Below are 21,353 nucleotides of genomic sequence, written 5' to 3'. Positions count from 1 at the left end.
CGGCGGTGCCCAGGGGCAGGTCAGAGCCACCCCCGCTGCCGCGCCTCCCGCACCGCCTCCATCCGGTTCCGCGTCCCTGTCTTTCCGATCGCCGCCGAGAGGTAGTTCCGCACCGTCGACTCCGACAGATGCAGCTTCTCGGCGATGTCGGAGACCGTCGCCCCGTCCACCGAAGCCTTCAGTACGTCCGCCTCCCGGCCGGTCAGCGGACTGGGCCCCGCGCTCAGGGCTGCCGCCGCGAGCGCGGGGTCGATCACCGTCTCGCCCCGCAGCGCCTGCCTGATCGCCTCCGCCAGATCCTCCACCGGGCCGTCCTTGACCAGGAAGCCCACCGCGCCCGCCTCCATCGCCCGGCGCAGATAGCCGGGCCTGCCGAAGGTCGTGAGGATGAGGACCCGGCATTCGGGGCACTCGTCGCGCAGGTCCGCCGCCGCGTCGAGCCCGCTGCGGCCCGGCAGTTCGATGTCGAGGAGCGCCACGTCGGGGCGGGCGTTCAGCGCCGCGCCCACGATCTCGTCCCCCGCGCCGACCTGCGCGACGACCTCGATGTCCCGCTCCATGCCGAGCAGCAGCGCGAGCGCGCTCCGCATCATGCCCTGATCCTCGGCGAGCAGGACTCTGATCATGGGGTGCGCTCCTCCGCGACGGGGCCGGAACCGGAAGCGGGACCGGGTCCGGGGCTTGGCTCGGTGACCGGCAGCTCCGCTGTGACCCAGAATCCGCCGCGCGGAGCGGGTCCCGACTCCAGGGAGCCGCCCGCCGCCGCCAGGCGCTCGGCCAGGCCCTTCAGCCCGCTGCCGGGCTTTCCCGAGCCTACGCCGCGGCCGTCGTCGGTGATCAGCAGCCGAGTCCGTTCGGCGGTGCCCGCCACCTCGATCTCGCAGCGGGTCGCCCTTGAGTGGCGTACGACATTCGTGGCGGACTCCCGGACGACCCAACCGAGCAGTGCCGCTGTCTGCGGGGCGAGCGGCGGCCCCGACTGGCGTACGACCGCCTCGATGCCCGCCGCGTCCAGGAGGTCGCGGGCCCGGTCGAGCTCCGTGGCCAGGCTGCCCTCGCGGTAGCCGGTGACCGCCTCGCGGATCTCGGTCAGGGCCTGGCGGCCGACGGACTCGATGTCGGAGACCTGGCCGAGCGCGGCCTCCAGGTCGCGGGGGGCGAGACGGCGCGTAGCCTCCGCCTTCACGACGATCACCGAGAGCGTGTGGCCGAGCAGATCGTGCAGGTCCCGGGAGAAGCGCAGCCGTTCCTTCTCGACCGCGCCGCGGGCCAACTCCTCGCGCGTGGCGCGCAGTTCCTTCACCGTCTCGGAGAGGGCGAGAATCGCCGCCGTCACCATGACGGAGATGAACGTGCCGTACGCGATGCCCGCCGCGTCCCAGCCGTCCTTCAGCCCGCCGACCACCGCCGCGCAGATGCTCAGGGCGAACGCCGCGGGGACCAGCAGCCTGCCCCGCAGGACCGCGCCGGTCGCGAGCCCGAGGAGCGGGAAGAACATCAGCCAGCTGCCGCCGTAGCCGATGGCGAGGGCGAAGGTGACCGCGGTCAGCGCAAGGAGAAGGTTCTTGGTGACGCGCGCCTCCCGTGCCTCCTTGTGGAAGGCCCGGAACACCACGCTGATGTAGAGGGAGTTGAAGACCAGCAGGCCGAGGCCGCCGAGCCAGGGATTGCCCGTCTTGCCCTGGAGGAGGTTGGAGAAGGAGCCCATGCCCATCAGGAGCCAGGGCAGCATCGCGAAGCCGTTGGGCGGGCCCAGGTCCTCGGGCCTGCTGCGGCCGGACTTCTCCTGCTCCCGCATCTCGGAGAGCTGCGCCCTGCTGCTGCGTTTCCAGGCCGCGAGACGTGTGTGCATGACGACGAGATTACGGATCTGGGGCGGGACGGCGGCAGAGGCATCTGTAGGGACTCGGCCGGTACAAATGTCCCAGGCCTCACCGGTGGCGCATCCAGCGAATCTGACGTGACGTCAGGAGCCTTCACAACTGCCGGACGCTCGGCTATACATGGGATCGCCGGACTGGAACGCGTTCTAGAACGGGCTCCTTCCGGCCCTGTTGCGACCTCGGTGCGACCGACGGTGCGGACGGCCGCACCGAGGTCTTCAGACCGGCCAAGGAGCTGCCACCACATGCCCATCGATGCCGCGAAAGCACTGGCCGCGGAGCCCAGGTCGGCCGAGATCGCCTGGGATCACAAGGACATCCAGCTCTACCACCTGGGCCTCGGCGCGGGCGTCCCCGCCACCGACCCGGACGAACTGCGCTACACCCTGGAGTCCAAGCTGCACGTCCTGCCCAGCTTCGCGACCGTCGCGGGCGCCGGCATGGGCGTCGTCGGCGGGCTCTCGTCCCCCGGCATCGAGGTGAACCTGGCGGCGGTCCTGCACGGCGGCCAGAGCATCACGCTGCACCGCCCGATCCCGGTCAAGGGCGAGGCCGTCACCACCTCCGAGGTGGCCGCCGTGTACGACAAGACCAAGGCCGCGATCCTCGTCCTGCGCACCGAAGTGGCCGATGCCGAGGGCCCGTTGTGGACGAGCGACGCCCAGATCTTCGTACGCGGCGAAGGCGGGTTCGGCGGCGAACGCGGCCCCTCCACCCGCCTCCCGGCCCCCGAGGGCGAGCCGTACACGACCGTCGAACGTCCCGTCCGCGAGGAGCAGGCGCTGCTCTACCGCCTCTCCGGGGACTGGAACCCGCTGCACGCCGACCCCGAGTTCGCCAAGCTCGCCGGCTTCGACCGCCCGATCCTGCACGGCCTGTGCACCTACGGGATGACGCTCAAGGCGGTCGTCGACACGGTGCTCGGCGGCGACGTGTCGCGGGTGCGGAGCTACAGCACGCGCTTCACCGGGACCGTCTTCCCCGGCGAGACCCTGCGGATCCGGATGTGGCGCTCCGAGGGCCGGGTCCAGGTGGCGGTGACGGCGGTCGAGCGGGATGACGCGCCGGTTCTCGCCGACACGATCGTCGAGCACGCCTGAACCGCCGTACACGCCTGAATCTTCGTATGAGGGGAGCCGCACCATGCGCGCAGCCGTACTGCACGAGATAGGCCAGGACAAACTCGAGGTCCTCGACGACGTCGAGGCGGTGGGCTTCGGCCCGGGCAAGGTGAAGATCCGGGTCCGGGCCACCGGCCTGTGCCACTCCGACGTCTCCGCGATGAACGGCGTACTGCCCCAGCCGGCGCCGTTCATCCCCGGCCACGAGGGTGCGGGCGAGATCGTCGACGTCGGCGACGGGGTGAGCGGGATCAGCCAGGGAGACAGGGTCCTGGTGTGCTGGCTGCCCGCCTGCGGCCAGTGTCCGGCCTGCAAGCGCGGCCAGAGTCAGCTGTGCCTCGCCGGTTTCATGAACGCGGGCACCCCCAACTTCAAGCGCCCCGGCGGCGATGTCTTCGGCTTCGCGGGCACGGGGACCTTCACCGAGGAGGTCGTGGTCGACGCGGGCTGCGCCGTGCCGATCCCGGACGACGTGCCCTTCGACATCGCGGCCCTGATCGGCTGCGGGGTGACGACGGGGCTCGGCGCGGCCATCAACACCGCTGATGTGGCCGCCGGTTCGTCGGTCGCCGTCATCGGCTGCGGCGGCGTCGGCATCTCCGCGATCCAGGGCGCCCGGCTCAAGGGCGCGGCGCAGATCATCGCCGTCGACCCGGTGGCATCGCGGCGCGAGGCCGCGCTGAGGTTCGGCGCGACGGCGGCGGTCTCCCCGGACGAACTCGCCGACGCCAAGCAGCGGGTGACCGCGGGCGAGGGCTTCGACTACGTCTTCGAGGTCGTGGGCAAGTCCGCCACGGCCCGCACCGCGTACGAGACGACGCGGCGCGGCGGCACACTCGTCGTCGTCGGCGCGGGCGCCATGGACGACAACCTCCAGCTGAACATGTTCGAGCTGTTCTTCGACGAGAAGAAGATCCTGCCGTCCATGTACGGGGGTGGCGACGTCCTGCAGTCCTACGAGCGTGCCATCGCGCTGTGGCGCGCGGGCCGGATCGACCTGGAGAGCATGATCACCCACCGGGTGCCGCTCGCCGAGATCAACGAAGCGCTTGACCAGATGCGTACGGGCGTCGCGCTGCGTACGTGCATCGAGATCTGAGAGGACGTCGATCCCTGATGGCACAGCCATTGCCGCAGCCACGGCCACTCGACGGGTTGGCCGCGATCGTGACAGGAGCGGGCCGGGGCCTCGGCCGGGCGGAAGCCCTCGAACTCGCCCGGCTCGGCGCGAGCGTCGTCGTCAACGACTTCGGAAAGACGGGCCGTGACGGCTCGGGCGAGGCGTCGGCGACGCCCGCCGAGGAGGTCGCGGCTCAGATCCGGGCGGCGGGCGGGCAGGCGGTCGCGCACCTGGGCGATGTCGCGGACCACGAACAGGCGCGCGGGCTCGTCCAGTTGGCGATCGACACGTACGGCAAGCTCGACATCCTGGTGAACAACGCGGGGATCCTGCGGGACCGGATGATCTTCTCGATGAGCGAGAGCGAGTGGGACTCGGTCATCCACGTCCACCTCAAGGGCCACTTCAACACGACGCACTTCGCGTCCGTGCACTGGCGTGAGCGGTCCAAGGCGGCGGGCGAGCCGGTGTACGGCCGGATCGTCAACACGTCGTCGGAGGCGTTCCTCGCGGGATCGGCGGGCCAGCCGAACTACGCGGCGGCCAAGGGCGGCATCGTCGGCCTGACGACGTCGAGCGCGCTGGCGCTCGGCAAGTACGGCGTGACGTCGAACGTCATCTGCCCCCGGGCGCGGACCCGGATGACGGAGGACGTCTTCGCGGGGTTCCAGGAGCCGGGCGCGGGCGAGCTCGACGCGCTCGCTCCCGAGCATGTGGCGCCGCTGGTCGGCTATCTCGCGTCCCCTGCGGCTTCCGGGGTCAACGGACAACTGCTCGTGGTGCACGGCGGCATGGTCGCGGTGGTCGAACGCCCCAAGGTGGCGGCGAAGTTCGACACGGCGAAGGACGTGTTCACGTACGAGGAGCTGGACGAGGCCCTGTCGCCCTACTACGCGGGCAGGCCCTCCGGGGAGACGTTCGCGGCGTCGGAGGTGCTGGGGCTGAAGCGGGGGTAGTTTTCCCCAACCCGCCCCTTCCCGGCTGAGGCATTCGCGGCTCCGCCGCAGGCCGCTGCGCGGGGGCGTCCTCAAACGCCGGACGGCTGAGAGTTCAGCCCGTCCGGCGTTTGAGGACGAACTCGGCGAAGCCGGTGATGACGGTACGCAAGGCCCCCGCGCCGAGCGGGTTTTCGGGAAGGGGTGGGGTTGGGGACAGGTCAGTGCTTGTCGCCTTGGCGGCGGTGCCGGCCCTGCGGCACCCCCGCTTCGTCACGCTCGGCCACTGGCCCCCGGTGCCTACCGCCCCCGGAAATACCCGCCGCCTCCCGCGGCTCGGGATTCCGCTCGGTCTCCGTGCTCATCTCGGTTCTCATCAACACTCTCACCCCGTAAAGCCGTAACTCTGAAAAGAAGATCGTTCGGTGCAGCCGGGCGAGTCTAACCAACGCCCCCACGCCCGGTGAGAGGCGCCTGCTGCAACGGAACGGGCCGCGCTGCGACCGGCGCGGGCGCCGCCGCCGGAGCGGGCGGTTCCACCTCCGCGACCCCGCACGGAACCGCCCCCGTCACGTACGGCAGACGCAGCGTCCCCTCCCGTGTCCACCACCCCGATCCCGCCAACCATCCGTCCGGAGCGGCCAGTTGATGCAGCCGGCGCTCGGCGGGACGCCATACGCCGAGCCAGCTCCCCGCCGCCCCGTCGATCCGCAACGCCACCGCGCAGCCCTCCGGCATCAGCGTCTGACCGGGCTGTATGGCGAAGGGCGTCACCGCGAGGTCGGGCAGGCGCAGGCACTCGGGGAAGCGCACCGGGCGCGTACCGCCGAGGACCCCCCAGCCGAGCCTGTCGTGGCCCGGTGCGTCCGAGCGGATCAGAAGCAGCCCGCTGTCCGGGTCCGCGAGCAGCAGCCGGTCGTCGCTCTCGTCGGCGATCTGGAGGAAGGGCGACACCTCGCCTCCCCGCTCCAGGTCCACCGCCACCGCTTTGACCCGGCCGTCCAACTCCCGGTCCAGGGCCAGCATCCGGCCCTGCCCGTCCAGCCAGACCCCGCCCGAGCAGTGCCCGGGGATCTCCGCGACGTGCTCGGGCCCGAAGGCTCCGCCCGCCACCAGCCACAGGGCGGTCGACCCCGCGCCCACCGCGAGCGCGTACGCGTGGCTGCCGATCGGCGACGGCGGCAGCAGCGTAAGACGGGACTCGCCGCACTCCACGGCGCCGAGCGGCACTTCTCCGGTCTCCGGGCCCGTCGGGTACAGGAGCGCGAACGCGTGCCGACCATCGACGACGCGGTGGATCAGGACACGTCCGTCGGCCATAGGGAGCACCTCGGTGCCGGGCCCCTCGGGCCGGCTGCCGGGCAGCGGCACCGCGTACGGCTCGGGGGAGTCGAGGGTCCAGCGCTCGGGGAACCAGGAACCGCCGTCGAGGGCGAGCCGGGCGGCGTACGCGCCGTCGGCGGTTGTCACTGGGGGTGTCGCGGGCGCCGGGGGAGACGTCGGCGCGGTCATGGGCTCGGGCTCAAGCGTGGGCGCTGTCATGGGGGAACCTCCGGGCCCCGAAGCTAGTTTTCGCACGCACTGCCGTGGCACCTGTGGCCGCCCGTTTCACACAGAAGGGTGGCGATGTGCTGATTCGCCTGAGGAAGCGGGGGTGGTTGTGCTGGGTGAGCAGCGCGCGCTTGGGGCGAGGCGCCCGAGTCCGGGTCTCGGTGATCGGGAGGGCGCGGTACCGGGGCTGGGCGTGACGGCGGCGAACCCGGTTACGGACGGCCTCGGGGACCGCTCCGCGGGGACGACTCCGGCCGCTCGGTAGCGGCTCGGTAGCGGTCCGTGACGCACGACCTGCGGGGCACGCGGGGAAGGTAGCCTTTCTCCGTGCCCCGTCTGTCTGAAGTCATCGCCGCCCTCGACGTCCTGTGGCCCGCCGAACTGGCCGAGAGCTGGGATGCGGTCGGCACGGTCTGCGGCGACCCCGACGCGGAGGTCTCCCGGGTCCTGTTCGCCGTCGACCCCGTCCAGGAGATCGTCGACGAAGCGGTGAAGCTGGGCGCCCAGCTCCTGGTCACGCACCACCCGCTCTATCTGCGCGGTACGACGACGGTCTCGGCCGGCACCTTCAAGGGCCGCGTCGTCCACGACCTCATCAAGAACGACGTGGCGCTGCACGTCGCGCACACGAACGCGGACCGCGCCGACCCGGGTGTCTCCGACGCCCTCGCCGGCGCGCTCGACCTCAGGATCGTCCGTCCCCTCGTGCCGGACCCGGCCGACGCGCACGGCCGCCGGGGCCTCGGCCGGATCTGCGAACTCGAACACCCCCTGACGCTCCGCGAACTCGCCGCCCGTGCGGCCGAGCGGCTGCCCGCCACCGCGCAGGGCATCCGCGTCGCGGGCGACCCCGAGCAGATCGTCCGCGCCCTCGCGGTCAGCGGCGGCTCCGGCGACAGCCTCTTCGACGACGTACGCGCGTCGGGCGTGGACGCCTTCCTCACCGCGGACCTGCGCCACCACCCGGTGTCCGAGGCCCGCGCACAGACTCCGCTGGCGCTTCTCGACGCCGCGCACTGGGCCACCGAGTGGCCGTGGTGCGAGCTGGCCGCGGCGCAGCTCGATCAGATCTCCGACCGTCACGGATGGGGACTTCGCGTCCACGTCTCCAAGACGGTCACCGACCCCTGGACCGCCCACGCGGCCTCGAATACCGACACAACAGGAGCCCCCAATTAACGCCGCGCCCGCCGACCAGATCCGACTCCTCGACGTCCAGGCACTCGACGTACGCCTCCAGCAGCTGGCGCACCGGAAGAAGTCCCTGCCCGAGCACGCCGAGATCGAGTCGCTGAACAAGGACATCGCGCAGCTGCGCGATCTGCACGTCGCCTCGACGACCGAGGAGAGCGACTGCGCCCGCGAGCAGACCAAGGCGGAGCAGGACGTCGACCAGGTGCGCCAGCGCGCCAACCGCGACCAGCAGCGCCTGGACTCGGGCGCCGTGACGTCCCCCAAGGACCTGGAGAACCTCCAGCGCGAGATCGCTTCCCTCGCCAAGCGCCAGGGTGATCTGGAGGACGTCGTCCTCGAGGTCATGGAGCGCCGTGAGTCCGCCCAGGAGCGCGTCTCCGAGCTGGCGGAACGTGTCTCCTCGGTCCAGGCGAAGATCGACGACGCGACGGCCCGGCGTGACACCGCCTTCGAGGAGATCGACGGCGAGGCCGCCACGGTCACCAAGGAGCGCGAGGTCGTGGCGGGTTCGGTCCCTGCCGACCTGCTCAAGCTCTACGACAAGCTGCGCGACCAGCAGGGCGGCGTCGGCGCGGCCAAGCTCTACCAGCGCCGCTGCGAGGGCTGCCGCCTGGAGCTGAACATCACCGAGGTGAACGAGGTGAAGGCGGCGTCCCCGGAGACGGTCCTGCGGTGCGAGAACTGCCGCCGCATCCTGGTCCGCACGTCCGAGTCCGGCCTCTAGGGTCCAGGGAGCCTTGCCCGTGCGGGAGTTCATCGTCGAGGCGGACGGCGGGTCGCGGGGCAACCCGGGGCCCGCGGGCTACGGCTCGGTCGTCATCGACGCGGCGACGGGGGAGACCCTGCGGGAGGCCGCTCAGTACATCGGCGTCGCGACGAACAACGTCGCCGAGTACAAGGGGCTCGTGGCCGGCCTGAAGGCGGCCCACGAACTCGACCCGGCCGCATCGGTCCACGTCCGCATGGACTCCAAGCTCGTCGTCGAGCAGATGTCGGGCCGCTGGAAGATCAAGCACCCGGGCATGAAGCCGCTGGCCGCCGAGGCGGCTCGGGTCTTCCCGCCTGCCCAGGTCACGTACGAGTGGATCCCGCGCGAGAAGAACAAGCACGCGGACCGGCTCGCCAACGAGGCGATGGACGCGGGCAAGCGGGGCGAGCGGTGGTCGGCGGCGGACTCGACGGCGGAGCTGGACGCGCGTGCGGCGCGGTCGGCTCTTGAGCCTGTGGGCCCTGCGGGTGACGCGGCGGCCGGGGCGGCGAAGGCGCGGGCCGCGCTCGCGGATGTGCGCGCCGCGGGGAACGCGGCCCAGCCCCAGGCCCAGGCAGTGCAGGTGCCGCCCGTCGGCTGGGCGGCGCCCGCTGACCTGGGCACGCCCGCGACCTTCGTACTGCTGCGGCACGGCGAGACCGCGCTGACGCCCCAGAAGCGGTTCTCCGGCAGCGGCGGGTCCGATCCGTCCCTCTCCGACGTGGGGCGGGAGCAGGCCGAGCGTGCGGCGGCGGCGTTCGCCGCGCGTGGCACGATCCAGGCGATCGTCTCCTCGCCGCTGAAACGCTGCCAGGAGACCGCGCAGGCCGTCGCCGCCCGCCTCGGCCTCGACGTGCGCACCGACGAGGGGCTGCGCGAGACGGACTTCGGGGCCTGGGAGGGCCTCACCTTCGGCGAGGTGCGCTCGCGGCAGCCCGAGGAGCTGAACGCCTGGCTCGCGTCGCCGGACGCGGCGCCCCCCGGCGGGGAGTCCTTCGCCGCGGTGGCCCAGCGGGTCTCGGCGGCACGGGACCGCCTGGCCGCGGAGTACGCGGGCCGCACGGTCCTCCTGGTCACGCACGTCACGCCGATCAAGACGCTGGTCCGCCTCGCCCTCGGCGCCCCACCGGAGTCCCTGTTCCGCATGGAACTCTCGGCGGCGTCGGTGTCGGCGGTGGCGTACTACGGGGACGGCAACGCGTCGGTACGCCTACTGAACGACACATCGCACCTGCGGTAGGGCTTCGGCGCGGAGTTCCCTGCGGGTGGGTGGGGGCTGGCCGCGCAGTTCCCCGCCCCTGGGGGCATGCCGTCGTGTTCCCTCTGCGGGTGAGTGGGGGCTGAGCGCGCAGTTCCCCGCGCCCCTTCGGGCGCGGTGCGACGGGGCCCCGCCAGGGGCGCCAGGAACGGCGCGCGCAACCAGGAGATACCCGCAGGTGTCAGCGCAGGGACGCGATCGGCCACGAAGCACCCGCAGGGATCCTCAGGGGCGCGGGGAACTGCGCGATCGGCCCCCACCGGCCCGCGGGCGTGTACGCGCACAAGGTCCCCCGGGCGGTTCAGCGAAGGGACGCCGCCTCGCGGGCCAAGGCCTCGATCCGGGGCCAGTCCTTCGCCGAGACCGCGTCGGCGGGAAGCATCCAACTGCCGCCCACGCAGCCGACGTTCTTCAGCGCGAGGTACGACGGCGCGGAGGCGAGGCCGATGCCGCCCGTCGGGCAGAAGCGGGCCTGCGGCAGCGGCCCGCCGAGCGACGTGAGGTAAGCCGTACCGCCGGCGGCCTCCGCCGGGAAGAACTTCATCTCGTGCACCCCGCGTTCCAGGAGCGCAACCACCTCGGACGTCGTCGAGACTCCCGGCAGGAACGGCACCCCGGACGCCTTCATCGCGGCCAGCAGTGTGTCGGTCCACCCCGGGCTGACCAGGAAGCGGGCCCCGGCGTCGACGGACTCCGCGACGCCCTGGGGCGAGATGACGGTGCCCGCGCCGACCACCGCGTCCGGTACCTCCGCCGCGATGGCCCGGATCGCGTCGAGCGCGGCGGGCGTCCGCAGCGTCACCTCGATCGCGGGCAGCCCGCCCGCGACCAGCGCGCGCGCCAGCGGCACGGCGTCGGCGAGGTCCTCCACGACGACTACGGGAACGACGGGGGCGAGATCGAGCACGGAGGCGGAGGCCGCGGCGGAGGGGGAAGTCATGGGAGTATCCTGCCCCGGCCGACGCAGCATGCGCAAAGGGTGTTGCACATGCTGCAATCCGTGCGTGGGGTGGCGATAACTGCGGAGTGCGAGATACGAGATACGAGATAACTGTGGGGGTGCGCGATCAGCGCGATCAGTGGATCTCCCGCACCACGACATCCAGCGCCCACGCCTTGCCCGCCTTCGAGGGAGCCTGTGCCTCGACCACGTGCCCGAGGTCCCGCAGCGCCTCGACGAGTTCGGCGGGGTTCTTCGGCCGGGCACCGGTCTCGAGCAGAGACCGCACGATCCGGCCCTTGGTCGCCTTGTTGAAGTGCGACACGACGGAACGCTTCTCGACTCCGTCGACCATCTGCGCGTGCAGCACGCGCACCGTCGCCGTCCGGTCCGCGACCTCGCCCTTCGGCTTCCACGCGGCCGTGTACGCCGACGAGCGCAGGTCGAGCACAAGCCCGTCGCCCGCGGCTTCGGGCATCGCGGAGGCCATCGGCGTACGCCAGTAGGCGCCGAGTGCGCCGAGGCCCGGCAGCTTCACGCCCATCGAGCAGCGGTAGGAGGGGATGCGGTCGGTGATGCCGACGGCGCCCCACAGTCCGGAGAACACCAGGAGCGAGCGGGCCGCGCGGCGCTTGGCCGCGGCGTCCAGCGTGGCGAGGTCCAGCGCGTCGTACAGAACGCCCGTGTAGATCTCGCCCGCGGGGCGCGCGCCCGCCGTGCGGAGCTCGGTGTTCTTCGCTACCTCGCCGCGCAGGCCCTCGCTCAGACCGAGTACGTCACGGGCCTTCTCCTCGTCCGCCACGCAGAGGTCGACCAGCTCGTCGAGCACGGCCTGCCGCGCGTCCGCGAGCGCCGGCAGGGAGAGCGACTCCGGCTTCAGAGGGGTGCCACGACCGGAGGGCGCCTTGCCTTCGGAGGGCGGCAGCAGGACGAGCATGGGTCTCCTTCGGAGGGTTACGGGAGGGGATGCGGCCCCGCGCCAGGGTAATCGCCTCCGGGGGCTGCGGGGCGCCTGCGGCGGGCGAGGCGGGCGAGGTGGGCGCGGTGCCACCTGCGCACCCGGCGGCGATGCTCACCTCCGCCGCTCCTGGGCGGGTCTCCCACCCGCCCACCCGATTACCCCGCGGCGAGAGCCCCGCCCCTCCACCATGCCGCCCCCTCCACCATGCCGCCCCCGCTCTCCCCGCCTACGCTCGTCCCATGCCCCGTCGCCATCTCCGCGTGACCGGCGCAGCCGAGGCTCCGTTGCGGGGCGTGCTGCGTGAGCTGCGTATGAAGTTGGAGGTTCCCGCGGGCTTCCCCGGGGACGTGCTCGCCGATGCGGAGCGGGCCGTCGCCGCTCCACGGCTGCCCGCGTACGACGCCACTGACATCCCCCTCTTCACCATCGATCCGCCCACCTCCGTCGACCTCGACCAGGCGATGCACCTGTCCCGGCGTGACGGCGGCGGATTCCGGGTGCGGTACGCCATCGCCGACGTCGCCGCGTACGTCACGCCGGGCGGGCCACTCGACACGGAAGCTCATCGGCGTGTCACCACCCTCTACTTCCCCGACGAGAAGGTGCCCCTGCACCCCACCTCGCTGAGCGAGGGCGCGGCCAGTCTGCTGCCGGGCCAGGACTGCCCGGCGGTGCTCTGGACGATCGACCTCGACGAGGACGGCGGCACTGTCTCCACCGACGTGCGCCGTGCCCTCGTACGCAGCCGCGCGAAGCTCGACTACGACGGCGTGCAGCGGGCCATCGACGGCGGCACCGCCGAGGAGGCCCTCGCGCTGCTCGGCGACATCGGGCGGCTGCGCGAGCGCCTTGAGGTCGAGCGGGGAGGCATCTCCCTCAACGTGCCCGAGCAGGAGATCGTCGAGCGGGGCGGTGCGTACGAACTCGCCTATCGCGCGCCGCTTCCCGCCGACGGATGGAACGCCCAGATCTCCCTCCTCACCGGCATGGCCGCCGCCGAGCTCATGATCCAGTCGGGGGCGGGGATCCTGCGGACGCTCCCCACCGCCCCGGACGGCGCCGTCGGGCGGCTCCGGCGCACCGCGAAAGCCCTGCGGGTCGACTGGCCGCACCACGTTCCGTACGCCGAGCTCGTCCGTTCCCTCGACCCGCGCCTTCCCCACCACGCCGCGTTCCTGCAGGAGTGCACGACGCTCCTGCGGGGCGCGGGCTACACCGCGTTCAGCGGCGGCGAGGTCCCCGACCTCACCACGCACGCGGCCGTCGCCGCCCCCTACGCCCACTGCACCGCCCCGCTCCGCCGCCTCGTGGACCGCTACGCCTCCGAGCTCTGCCTCGCGGCGGTCGCCGGGGACGAACCGCCGCAGTGGGTGCTCGCCGCGCTGCCCGAGCTGCCCAAGGAGATGGCGGACGGGACGCGGCGCGGCAACACCGTGGAGCGCGAGTGCGTGGACCTCGTCGAAGCCGCGCTGCTCAAGGACCGGGTCGGCGAGCTGTTCGACGGGGTGGTGGTGGATGTCCAGGAGCGCGAACCTGCCGTCGGCACCGTCCAGTTGACCGACCCCGCGATCGTCGCCCGGATCGAGGGCGGCACGGGCGGTCTTCCGCTGGGGGAGCGGCTGCGGGTGCGGCTCACGCGGGCCGACCCCGGTGCGGCGAAGGTGCAGTTCACGCCTGCGTGAGGGGCGGCGTGAGGGGTTGCGTGAGGGGCTGTGTCCGCGCGTGCGCTTCCGGGAGGGCCTTCCGGACGGCGTCGAGCAGCTTCTTCGGCTCGTCCGCGTGCAGCCGCACCGTGGTCACCGGCCGGCGCCCGCCGAGGAAGGCCACCGCCGTGACGGGCTCCGTCAGCTCCAGGGTGAGGGAGGTCTGCGCGGCCACGGGGATGTTGAGCACCCCGTCCTCGGCCTCATGCGTGAAGCGTGACCCGGCACGCACGGCGGCGATCCGGTCCAGCGGTATCCGCAGGTCGCAGTGGGCGCCGTGGCGCACGCGGAGCGCGTCGCCGGACAGCACGTGCGGGCGACTCACGGAGGCGGCGTGCACGCCCAGCATCATGACCACGGTGTAGACGTCCACGACGAGCACCACCGCATGGACCACGGGCCAGCTCCGCAGCAGCACGGCGAGACCCACGGTCTCCACCACGCACACGAAGACGAGGCCGTACAGCAGAGCCGCCTGGTCGCGGGCGTGCCCGAACGCCAGATCCCCCTCTCGCACGCCGTGCCGCCGCCGGACCATCCACAGCGCGAGACTGCCGAGCACCCGCAGCTCGTGCCCGACGATCCGGCGCACCGGCACCGGCACGACCTCCCTGACCGCCGCGCGCCCGCCCCGCCGATAGACGACAGCGAGCGCCACGCCCTCGACGACGAGCAGCGTCAGAGCGACGGCCTCCACACCGATCAGTACATTCAGGGGGAGCGAGGCCCCCGCCAACAGGCAGACGACAAGGGCGAGTTCGACGGGCACCACCACCCAGGCGAGCCCCCGCGCCAGCCGCCTCAACGCGCACCCCGCTCCATGAGCAGCCGCATCGCGCGGCGCACGGCCTCCGCCTGGGCGGGGGAGAATTCGGAGAAGAAGGCTTCGAGGAACCGGTCGTTGTTTCTGCCGCTGCCGCTGCCGCTGCCGCTGCCGCTGCCGCTGCTGCCCCCAGCGGCCACAGCCCGCACGCCCTCGGTGCCCAGCTCCTCCAGGAGGGAGTCGGGCAGCGCTCCGGCGAGCGCCCCGGCGGCCTCGTCCACGGCGGCGTCCGTACGCGGATCGGCGAGGTCGGCGTCCGCGAGCGCGTCGAGCAGTGCGTACACCTCGTGCGCGCGCTCCACCGCCCCCGGGGTGGCCAGCGCGGGGCGCATCGCGGCCAGGAGCTTGCCCCGGTCCTCCGGGGGTGCTGTCGTGTCGATCAGGGCGAGCAGCTCCCGGTCCTTCGCGGCCATCGCGGACTCCGGCCCCTCGCGGTCGGCGGTGGAGCGCGCCAACTCGGCGAAGAATTCGCCCAGTTCGGGTGAGACGGGCCCTTCGGCGGACAGCGCCCCGCGCTCCGCGTCGTCCAGCAGGACCCGCAGCCGCGCCCGCCGCTCGCGGATCGCGTCCTCCTGACGCGCGAGGTCCGCGTCGAGCTCGGCGAGCACCTCGGCGAGCTCGCGCCCCGCGTCGTCCGCGAGCACGTCCCGCACCTCGGCGAGGCCGAGTCCCAGCTCGGTGAGCCGCCGGATCCGCGCGAGCACGACGGCGTGCCGCAGCCCGTACTCCCGATAGCCGTTGGCCCGCCGCTCGGGCTCGGGCAGCAGCCCGAGGTGGTGATAGTGCCTGATCGCCCGCGTGGTGACGCCGACGATGCCGGCGAGCTCGCCGATCCGCATCCCGTTCATGAGGCTGTTCGCATCCCGTTCATGGGGCCAGTAGAAACGTTGACGCTGCGGCAAGGTCAAGCGGGCGCTGGGCCTTCCGGGGGCCACCGAACGCCCCCTGCCGCGCCACGCTCTCCCGCCCGGCCCGGAGGACCGCGCCGCCGCCCCCCTCATGCGGGCCTGCGACAACGACGCCGACCTGGCGACGGCGTGGAAGAGGGGAGCGCGGGCGCTGGCCCCCGCACACGCCGGGTAGCATGGTCGCTACGGCAGACGAGCCGGGCGGACGGCCGCGTGAAGCTCCCCTCACCAGGGGCTCTTCCCGAGGAACGTCCGGGCTCCACAGGGCAAGGTGGTGGCTAACGGCCACCCGGGGTGACCCGCGGGACAGTGCCACAGAAAACAGACCGCCGGAGGCTTCGGCTTCCGGTAAGGGTGAAACGGTGGTGTAAGAGACCACCAGCGCCTGAGGTGACTCAGGCGGCTAGGTAAACCCCACCTGGAGCAAGGTCAAGAGGGGCCCTGGAGACAGGACCCTGCGCGGATGATCGAGGGCTGCCCGCCCGAGTCCGCGGGTAGACCGCACGAGGCCCGCAGCAATGCGGGCCCTAGATGGATGGCCGTCTCCCCGGCCGCCGCGAGGCGACCGGGCGACAGAACCCGGCGTACAGCCCGACTCGTCTGCCGCTTTTCCATTGAGGGCTCCCTCCGGCCGTGAATTTTGCGGTTAAACGTCACCAGACGTGCGTATTTTGCGACCCATGTGCGTGGTGTCCGTTACATCCCCTATGGGGTTCTTTGATGTGAGATCCGTAACTTCGTAGATGTCACCGCGACCGAGCGGACGACACACATCCTGGAACCGACCCGAGAGGGCCCCCTTCATGCGTACCGCCCGCACCCTGCGCACCACCGCCATCGCCGTCGTCGCCACCGCAGGCATCAGCCTCGGTGCCGCGTCCGGAGCCATTGCCGCCACCGGCCCCCAGGCGCCGGCCGGCGTGAGCGTCAGTGCCGGGTCCGTCGCGCACTGCAAGGCAAACAAGGCGAAGAAGGCCAACAAGTCGAAGAAGGCCAAGACGGTCAAGCTGCGCGACGGCTCCACCGCCAAGGTCTACAAGCTCGGCAAGAACAAGGCCAAGGCCGTCATCTCCGGGCCCAAGGGCGCCACCCTCGTCGCCAACGGCAAGAACGCCCACGCCAACCACAACGGTCTGCACATCAAGCTCACCCCGGGCGGCTCGCTCACCTCCTGGATGGACAAGGCCAAGCCGAAGCCGAACCCGAAGCCGAACCCGAACCCGAACAAGCGCGTTCTGGTCGCCTCGCCCAAGCTCGCCGACGGCTCCACCGCGAAGATCTACAAGCTGTCCACCAACCACTACCAGGCCGACTTCTTCGGCTCCGGCGCCAAGCTCGGCTCCCTCGACGCGAACGGGCGCGCTGCCTACGGCCAGAACAACGGCCTGCACGTCGCGCTCCAGCCCGACGGCCAGCTCAAGTCCTGGCTCGAGAAGGGCGGACAGGACGCACAGGACCCGCAGCCCGCCCCGGACGACGACGTGCAGCCCGACCCGCAGCCCACCCCGGACCCCGATGACGTGCAGCCGGACCCGCAGCCCAAGCCCGACTCGGACACCTCCGCCGACACGGTGAAGCCCGACGAGCAGAAGCCCAAGCCGGACACCGGCACCGACCAGGTCAAGCCCGGCGGCGACACTGTCCCGGCGCCTGTCCCGGCTCCCGTCCCGGCTCCCGTCCCGGCGGCCTGACCCAGGGTCGGGCTCTCCACGAGGAAAAGATCATGCCCACCCGCGTCCGCCCGCGAGCCGTCGCGATCGTGGTCGCAGCGCTTGCCGCCGTCGCTCTGCCGACGGCGGCAGCGTTCGCCGACACGACCGAACTCCCGCAGCGTCCCCCCGACGCCCCGCACATCACGCCGCGCGAGTCGATCCAGCCCGCAGCGCACATCGTCGGCGAGATCGCCCTGAAGGGTGCCGAGCGTTCATCGGGTCAGCCGCTCGGCATGCTGCCCGAGCAACCCGCGCCCGGGTCTCAGAACACCGAGAGGCCCGTCAGGGTCGTGAAGCGGTCCAGCGCCGCCACTCCCGAGACCGAGTTGCCCCGCTCGTCGAGCCCCGGGCTCCAGACGCAGAGTGTGCAGTGGCCCGGGACGACGGCGATGATGCCGCCGCCGACGCCGCTCTTGCCGGGCAGCCCCACGCGGTAGGCGAAGTCGCCCGCCGCGTCGTACGTCCCGCAGGTCAGCATGATCGCGTTGACCTGCTTGGCCTGGCTGCGGCTGAGCAGGCGGGTGCCGTCCGCGCGGATGCCGTAGCGGGCGAGGAAGCCGGTGGCCAGGGCGAGGTCGGCGCAGGACGCCTCGACGGAGCACTGGCGGAAGTACTGGTCAAGCAGGACAGGGACCGGGTTGTCGATGTTCCCGTACGACGCCATGAAATGGCCGAGCGCGGCGTTGCGGTTGCCGTGCGTGGACTCGGAGGCGGCGATGTTCTCGTTGATGGTAAGCCGGTCGTTTCCGCTCTCCGCGCGCAGCAGGTCGAGGAGGGCGCCCGCCGCGTCCCCGGTCTGGGTCTGGAGCCGGTCGGTGACGACGAGTGCGCCCGCGTTGATGAAGGGATTGCGCGGGATGCCGTTCTCGTACTCCAGCTGCACGAGCGAGTTGAAGGGGTTGCCGGAAGGCTCGCGGCCCACGTGCTCCCACAGGGCGTCGCCCTCGCGTGCCAGGTCGAGCGCGAGGGTGAACACCTTGGTGATGGACTGTGCGGAGAACGGCTGCCGCCAGTCACCCACCCCGTACACCGTGCCGTCCGGCTCCGCGACGGCCATGCCGAACCGGCGCGGGTCGCACGCGGCGAGCGCCGGAATGTAGTCGGCGGGCCTGCCGCGCCCCGGCGTCTCCCGGATCTCGGCCGCGATGCGGTCGAGGACCGGCTGAAAGGTCTGGGGCGAGGTCGGCGAGGTCATGATCGCCATTTTTGCACCCGGTTGTCCGGGGTGGCGGTCAGCGGCTGAAATTGGCCGTAGCATGTCAACAATCATGGGAGTGGCCCTTGTTGTCTCCAGGGGCCCGTGCCTCAATGCGGTACGGGACGCTGACTGGTCGTCAGTTTTCCCGAATCCCCCCGCATCCCCCCCACTTGAAGGCAGGCACCCCATGAGGCATGGCATTCGTGCAACAGGCAGGCAGCAGCGCAGATTCGGTGCCGGGTCGGCGCTGGGTGTCGGACTGGTCGCCGTGGGCGCCATGGTGATGGCACCCGCCGCCACCGCGGTCACCCCGGACACCGCGACCATCTCGTTCGACTGCGGGTCGTACGGCTCGGGTACGGCGACGCTCAAGGCCACCCAGGACGGCACCGCCGCGACGATCAGCGTCTCCACGTCGGCGATCACCGCACCCATCGACATCGCCGCCAACTCCGTCGACTCGACGCTCACGCTCACCAAGAACGGATCGGACACCGCGACCTTCACCGGCAGCTCCAACCCGGCCATTCCCGCCGGCGGCGAGGTGTCCACCGGACCGCTCGACGGGACCGTCGCCATCGGCGACAGCCTGGAGGGCAAGTCGCTGCAGGTCGTGGTCCTCGGGATCAGCGTCACCTGCAACGCCACATCGGCGCAGGCACCCGGCCCGTTCGTCTTCTGACGGTCGGTTACTGGCGCCCGTCGGCCTCCCCGGTCGACGGGCGCCAGTACTGGTCCCTGCCCTCGTCCCGTACGACGTACCCCAGACCCTGCATCGTCTCGGCGAGGTCCCGGGCGTCCTGGGTCGCCTTGCTCTTCAGTGCGACCTTCCGCGCCGCGAGGACCGCGTGCGCCTCGGCGGGCAGACCGGGAGCTCCGGGAATCCAGCGGTGGAACAGGGCCGCGTGCGGGTCGGCATCACGCCACGGGTAGCCGTGCGAGCCAAAGGCCTTGGCCAGGGCCGGTGCCGACGCCTTGTGGATGCCGCGCGTGAACTCGCGGGACGACTCGTCAAGGACCACCAGTTCCTTGCCGTCCAGGAACACCGCCGAGACGCGGGCGCGTTCGATGCTCTGCTCCCGTTCGTGGTGATCGGCCACCAACTCCTGGTCGGTCAGCGTCAGCTTGAGGGTCTCGTCGAATTCCGTGCCGGCGATGAGAAGCCCGGCGACCAGGCCCAGGCCCGCCGCGATCGCCGTCTGCCACGGCCTGTCCAGCGAGCCGACGAACGTGATGCCGTCCCGCCAGGGCAGCACCGGCAGGTCGCTCAGCCACCGGGCCAGGGGCGGCAGGCCGATGCCGAGCAGGAGACCGAGGATCGGCATGCCGATGAGTACGGTCAGCAGGTCACCGCGCGGGTAACCGAGTACCGTCGTCCGGCCCTTGCTGAGCGGGACGGGGCCGAGGCTCTTTTCGCTGGTCATGTCCTCGACGCTAGGCGAGCGGGTACGCGCGCGGGAGCGGCCGAAAGTCGATGGGCGGCAGACTTCGGTCGGTATCGCGCACGCGCGGGCAGCCGTCGGGCCGGCTAAATGCGTTGCCGTCGCCCTCGCCGCCTCCTACCGTTCCGATCATGCTGCCTCCCGTGGACACCGACGAGCAATGGGACGTCGTCGTCCCCGATGAGGCCGTCATGCGGCCCGCAGTTGAGGATCTCTGCGACAGGCTCGGGCTCGCCGGGGCGCCGCTCCACCGGTTCCCGGAGGGGTCGCAGCCCGTCTACGCCGTCGGGGACGACCTCGTGCTCAAGCTCTTTCCCGGCGCCGCGGCCGAGGACGCCCTGGCCGAGGCGCGGGTGTTGAGCCATCTTCAGGGGCGGCTGCCGGTCCCCACACCACGGGTGCACGCGTCCGGAGCGTACGAGAACGGCTGGCGGTACGTCCTGATGTCCCGGCTGCCCGGCGAAGACCTCGCCGCGGTCTGGCCGCGTCTCTCGCGCGCCGACCGGGAGCGCCTGGTCACCGAGGCCGGTGAGACGCTCGCCGCGCTGCACGCCCTGGACCCCGGGCCGCTCACCGACGTGCTCGGGCCCGGTGACTGGGGGGCCTTCCTCGGCAGGCAGCGCTCCGGGGCCGTCGCGCGGCAGCGGAAACGCGGGCTGCCGGAGAGCTGGCTGGAGCAGATCCCGGCCTTCCTTGACGCGGTACCGCTGCGTGCGGATGCGCCGCCCGTCCTCCTGCACACCGAGTTCATGCGTCAGCATCTGCTGGTCGGCGCCGTCGACGGGGCGGGGCGGCCCCGGCTCACCGGGCTCTTCGACTTCGAGCCCGCCATGATCGGGGGCAGGGCGTACGACTTCGTGGGCGTCGGCCTCTTCGTCACGCGCGCGGAGCCGGGCCTCCTCGGCCGCTTCATGCGCGCCTACGGCCACACGTTCGAGCCGCGTGAACTCCTCGCCCACACCCTGCTGCACGTCTACAGCAACCTGCCCTGGTATCTACGGGAACTGCCCGCCCCGCCGGAGCCGACGCTGGACGCGCTGGCCCAGGCGTGGTTCGACACCACGAGCGGCCGCCCTCAGCCCACCGGCATCAAGGTCAGGTAGGCCAGACCGAGCACCTGGCGGTAGCCCCGCAGCCAGGTGTCGCGTTGGCGGTCCGCCTTGGCGCGGGTCTCGGCGGCCAGCGGGTGACCGGGGTGCGCGGCCAGCCATTCCTCCACGTCCGTGCGGTAGCCGGACTCGAACTCCTCCCACTCCTCCGCGCCCGCCGTCTCCACCCACAGGGGGCGGAAGCCGGCGGCGATCGCCGCGTCCACGAGGTCGCCCAGGTAGAGGTGTTCGCCGGCGTGGGCGCCCGGCCACATCCCGGCGAGCTCGTCGGGGGTGGGCGTGCGCTGCCAGAAGCCCTCGCCGAGCACGACGCGGCCGCCGGGGCTGACGAGGCGGCGCAGCTCCCGCAGGGCGGCTTCGGTGTGGCCGGGCGGTTCGGCGGAGCTGAGCGCGTGACTCGCGCCCAGGCACAGGACGAGGTCGGCGGGGCCGCGGGCGGTGTCCGTCGCCGACTCCTCGACGAACAGGACGCGCTCGGCCAGACCGCGCTCCTTGGCGGTGGCCCGACCCCTGGCCAGGTCATCGGCCGACAGATCGACGCCCACGCCGGTGGCGTCCGGGGCGGCGTCGAGGACGCGCAGCAGCAACTCGCCCCAGCCGCAGCCGAGATCGAGGACGGAGCCGACGCCGGGCGCGACGCGCTCGACGAGCCGCGCGGCCCTCGCTTCCGACAGCGGGCCGTGGAAGGTGAGCCGGGTGAGCCGGGGCGGCAGGCTCTGGATGGTGGTCTCGGTCATGAGCGAGGAC

20 protein-coding genes and 1 other RNA gene are annotated in these 21,353 nt (G+C 72.1%); 11 read left to right on the top strand and 10 right to left on the bottom strand.

The genetic code is table 11. The features are described 5' to 3' along the window. Positions 1-20 precede the first annotated feature (20 nt). On the bottom strand, positions 21-626 hold the full coding sequence (locus ACZ5WE_RS02975) for a response regulator (RefSeq protein ID WP_467690719.1): 606 nt from the start codon (positions 624-626) through the stop codon (positions 21-23). Further along, positions 623-1,852: a sensor histidine kinase gene (locus tag ACZ5WE_RS02970; protein WP_467690717.1), complete on the bottom strand. Its 1,230-nt coding sequence runs from the start codon at positions 1,850-1,852 to the stop codon at positions 623-625. Before ACZ5WE_RS02970 ends, ACZ5WE_RS02975 begins: the two co-directional genes overlap by 4 nt. Positions 1,853-2,128: 276 nt before the next feature. On the opposite strand from ACZ5WE_RS02970, the gene ACZ5WE_RS02965 reads away from it, so the two are divergent. From ACZ5WE_RS02965 to ACZ5WE_RS02955, 3 genes are read left to right on the top strand one after another with little or no spacing between them, the layout of a single operon-like run. After that, positions 2,129-2,983: a MaoC/PaaZ C-terminal domain-containing protein gene (locus tag ACZ5WE_RS02965; protein ID WP_467690715.1), complete on the top strand. Its 855-nt coding sequence runs from the start codon at positions 2,129-2,131 to the stop codon at positions 2,981-2,983. 43 nt (positions 2,984-3,026) lie between these two features. After that, on the top strand, positions 3,027-4,103 hold the full coding sequence (locus ACZ5WE_RS02960; RefSeq protein ID WP_467690713.1) for a Zn-dependent alcohol dehydrogenase: 1,077 nt from the start codon (positions 3,027-3,029) through the stop codon (positions 4,101-4,103). Positions 4,104-4,120: 17 nt separating this feature from the next. Continuing rightward, positions 4,121-5,080, top strand: coding sequence for a 3-oxoacyl-ACP reductase (locus ACZ5WE_RS02955; protein WP_467690712.1), 960 nt, complete (start codon positions 4,121-4,123; stop codon positions 5,078-5,080). Positions 5,081-5,500: 420 nt separating this feature from the next. On the opposite strand, the gene ACZ5WE_RS02950 is transcribed toward ACZ5WE_RS02955, so the two are convergent. Next, on the bottom strand, positions 5,501-6,601 hold the full coding sequence (locus ACZ5WE_RS02950) for a hypothetical protein (protein ID WP_467690710.1): 1,101 nt from the start codon (positions 6,599-6,601) through the stop codon (positions 5,501-5,503). A 336-nt stretch (positions 6,602-6,937) separates the two neighbouring features. Here ACZ5WE_RS02950 and ACZ5WE_RS02945 point away from each other — a divergent pair, with 336 nt between their 5' ends. From ACZ5WE_RS02945 to ACZ5WE_RS02935, 3 genes are read left to right on the top strand one after another with little or no spacing between them, the layout of a single operon-like run. Next, positions 6,938-7,789, top strand: a complete 852-nt coding sequence (locus ACZ5WE_RS02945; protein ID WP_467690708.1) for a Nif3-like dinuclear metal center hexameric protein — start codon at positions 6,938-6,940, stop codon at positions 7,787-7,789. Further along, on the top strand, positions 7,785-8,528 hold the full coding sequence (locus ACZ5WE_RS02940) for a zinc ribbon domain-containing protein (protein ID WP_467690928.1): 744 nt from the start codon (positions 7,785-7,787) through the stop codon (positions 8,526-8,528). The genes ACZ5WE_RS02945 and ACZ5WE_RS02940 overlap by 5 nt, the downstream gene beginning before the upstream one ends. Positions 8,529-8,547: 19 nt before the next feature. Beyond that, complete coding sequence (locus tag ACZ5WE_RS02935) at positions 8,548-9,792, top strand: bifunctional RNase H/acid phosphatase (RefSeq protein WP_467690706.1); 1,245 nt, start codon at positions 8,548-8,550, stop codon at positions 9,790-9,792. Positions 9,793-10,111: 319 nt separating this feature from the next. On the opposite strand, the gene eda is transcribed toward ACZ5WE_RS02935, so the two are convergent. Then, complete coding sequence (eda, locus tag ACZ5WE_RS02930; RefSeq protein ID WP_467690704.1) at positions 10,112-10,750, bottom strand: bifunctional 4-hydroxy-2-oxoglutarate aldolase/2-dehydro-3-deoxy-phosphogluconate aldolase; 639 nt, start codon at positions 10,748-10,750, stop codon at positions 10,112-10,114. 136 nt (positions 10,751-10,886) lie between these two features. Continuing rightward, the gene (yaaA, locus tag ACZ5WE_RS02925) at positions 10,887-11,687 is read right to left on the bottom strand and encodes a peroxide stress protein YaaA (RefSeq protein ID WP_467690702.1); all 801 of its coding nucleotides are present in this window, start codon (positions 11,685-11,687) and stop codon (positions 10,887-10,889) included. Positions 11,688-11,950: 263 nt separating this feature from the next. On the opposite strand from yaaA, the gene ACZ5WE_RS02920 reads away from it, so the two are divergent. After that, entirely contained in the window at positions 11,951-13,393 is a 1,443-nt protein-coding gene (locus tag ACZ5WE_RS02920; protein WP_467690700.1) for an RNB domain-containing ribonuclease, read from the top strand. Here the strand turns inward: ACZ5WE_RS02920 and ACZ5WE_RS02915 are convergent. Together ACZ5WE_RS02915 and ACZ5WE_RS02910 are read right to left on the bottom strand one after the other, a co-directional pair. After that, on the bottom strand, positions 13,380-14,219 hold the full coding sequence (locus ACZ5WE_RS02915; protein WP_467690698.1) for a hypothetical protein: 840 nt from the start codon (positions 14,217-14,219) through the stop codon (positions 13,380-13,382). The genes ACZ5WE_RS02920 and ACZ5WE_RS02915 overlap by 14 nt on opposite strands. After that, a complete protein-coding gene (locus ACZ5WE_RS02910; protein WP_467690927.1) occupies positions 14,216-15,076 on the bottom strand; it encodes a MerR family transcriptional regulator in 861 nt (286 codons plus the stop codon). The genes ACZ5WE_RS02915 and ACZ5WE_RS02910 overlap by 4 nt, the downstream gene beginning before the upstream one ends. A gap of 262 nt (positions 15,077-15,338) precedes the next feature. Here ACZ5WE_RS02910 and rnpB point away from each other — a divergent pair. After that, an RNA gene (rnpB, locus tag ACZ5WE_RS02905) (RNase P RNA component class A) lies at positions 15,339-15,748 on the top strand. A gap of 200 nt (positions 15,749-15,948) precedes the next feature. Further along, a complete protein-coding gene (locus tag ACZ5WE_RS02900) occupies positions 15,949-16,836 on the top strand; it encodes a hypothetical protein (RefSeq protein ID WP_467690696.1) in 888 nt (295 codons plus the stop codon). A gap of 283 nt (positions 16,837-17,119) precedes the next feature. Here the strand turns inward: ACZ5WE_RS02900 and ACZ5WE_RS02895 are convergent, their stop codons facing one another. Continuing rightward, a complete protein-coding gene (locus ACZ5WE_RS02895; RefSeq protein ID WP_467690694.1) occupies positions 17,120-18,061 on the bottom strand; it encodes a glutaminase in 942 nt (313 codons plus the stop codon). A 181-nt stretch (positions 18,062-18,242) separates the two neighbouring features. Between ACZ5WE_RS02895 and ACZ5WE_RS02890 the strand changes: the two genes are divergently transcribed. Then, positions 18,243-18,737 (top strand): hypothetical protein, encoded by a 495-nt coding sequence (locus tag ACZ5WE_RS02890; protein ID WP_467690692.1) that lies wholly within the window; start codon positions 18,243-18,245, stop codon positions 18,735-18,737. 7 nt (positions 18,738-18,744) lie between these two features. Here the strand turns inward: ACZ5WE_RS02890 and ACZ5WE_RS02885 are convergent, their stop codons facing one another. Next, positions 18,745-19,479 carry a DUF883 C-terminal domain-containing protein gene (locus ACZ5WE_RS02885; protein ID WP_467690690.1) on the bottom strand — a complete coding sequence of 245 codons (735 nt, stop codon included), beginning with the start codon at positions 19,477-19,479 and terminating at the stop codon, positions 18,745-18,747. A 149-nt stretch (positions 19,480-19,628) separates the two neighbouring features. Between ACZ5WE_RS02885 and ACZ5WE_RS02880 the strand changes: the two genes are divergently transcribed. Further along, positions 19,629-20,600, top strand: a complete 972-nt coding sequence (locus ACZ5WE_RS02880) for a phosphotransferase family protein (protein ID WP_467690688.1) — start codon at positions 19,629-19,631, stop codon at positions 20,598-20,600. Here ACZ5WE_RS02880 and ACZ5WE_RS02875 read toward each other — a convergent pair. Further along, complete coding sequence (locus ACZ5WE_RS02875) at positions 20,573-21,343, bottom strand: SAM-dependent methyltransferase (RefSeq protein WP_467690686.1); 771 nt, start codon at positions 21,341-21,343, stop codon at positions 20,573-20,575. The genes ACZ5WE_RS02880 and ACZ5WE_RS02875 overlap by 28 nt on opposite strands. Positions 21,344-21,353: the final 10 nt, after the last annotated feature.

This window comes from Streptomyces sp. NPDC033180 (assembly GCF_055577645.1).
The sequence above is the reverse complement of the archived record's forward strand: the minus strand, read 5'-3'. Positions and strand labels throughout refer to the sequence as shown.

What these genes read in the sequence shown, in the direction of transcription:
- ACZ5WE_RS02965 (WP_467690715.1), top strand. Translation starts at nt 2,129, where the DNA reads ATGCCCATCGATGCCGCGAAAGCACTGGCCGCGGAGCCCAGGTCGGCC.
- ACZ5WE_RS02885 (WP_467690690.1), bottom strand. Translation starts at nt 19,479, where the DNA reads ATGACCAGCGAAAAGAGCCTCGGCCCCGTCCCGCTCAGCAAGGGCCGG.
- ACZ5WE_RS02895 (WP_467690694.1), bottom strand. Translation starts at nt 18,061, where the DNA reads ATGGCGATCATGACCTCGCCGACCTCGCCCCAGACCTTTCAGCCGGTC.
- ACZ5WE_RS02955 (WP_467690712.1), top strand. Translation starts at nt 4,121, where the DNA reads ATGGCACAGCCATTGCCGCAGCCACGGCCACTCGACGGGTTGGCCGCG.
- ACZ5WE_RS02950 (WP_467690710.1), bottom strand. Translation starts at nt 6,601, where the DNA reads ATGACAGCGCCCACGCTTGAGCCCGAGCCCATGACCGCGCCGACGTCT.
- ACZ5WE_RS02920 (WP_467690700.1), top strand. Translation starts at nt 11,951, where the DNA reads ATGCCCCGTCGCCATCTCCGCGTGACCGGCGCAGCCGAGGCTCCGTTG.
- ACZ5WE_RS02900 (WP_467690696.1), top strand. Translation starts at nt 15,949, where the DNA reads ATGCGTACCGCCCGCACCCTGCGCACCACCGCCATCGCCGTCGTCGCC.
- ACZ5WE_RS02960 (WP_467690713.1), top strand. Translation starts at nt 3,027, where the DNA reads ATGCGCGCAGCCGTACTGCACGAGATAGGCCAGGACAAACTCGAGGTC.
- ACZ5WE_RS02875 (WP_467690686.1), bottom strand. Translation starts at nt 21,343, where the DNA reads ATGACCGAGACCACCATCCAGAGCCTGCCGCCCCGGCTCACCCGGCTC.
- ACZ5WE_RS02970 (WP_467690717.1), bottom strand. Translation starts at nt 1,852, where the DNA reads ATGCACACACGTCTCGCGGCCTGGAAACGCAGCAGCAGGGCGCAGCTC.
- ACZ5WE_RS02975 (WP_467690719.1), bottom strand. Translation starts at nt 626, where the DNA reads ATGATCAGAGTCCTGCTCGCCGAGGATCAGGGCATGATGCGGAGCGCG.
- yaaA (WP_467690702.1), bottom strand. Translation starts at nt 11,687, where the DNA reads ATGCTCGTCCTGCTGCCGCCCTCCGAAGGCAAGGCGCCCTCCGGTCGT.
- ACZ5WE_RS02880 (WP_467690688.1), top strand. Translation starts at nt 19,629, where the DNA reads ATGCTGCCTCCCGTGGACACCGACGAGCAATGGGACGTCGTCGTCCCC.
- ACZ5WE_RS02890 (WP_467690692.1), top strand. Translation starts at nt 18,243, where the DNA reads ATGAGGCATGGCATTCGTGCAACAGGCAGGCAGCAGCGCAGATTCGGT.
- eda (WP_467690704.1), bottom strand. Translation starts at nt 10,750, where the DNA reads ATGACTTCCCCCTCCGCCGCGGCCTCCGCCTCCGTGCTCGATCTCGCC.
- ACZ5WE_RS02910 (WP_467690927.1), bottom strand. Translation starts at nt 15,076, where the DNA reads ATGCGGATCGGCGAGCTCGCCGGCATCGTCGGCGTCACCACGCGGGCG.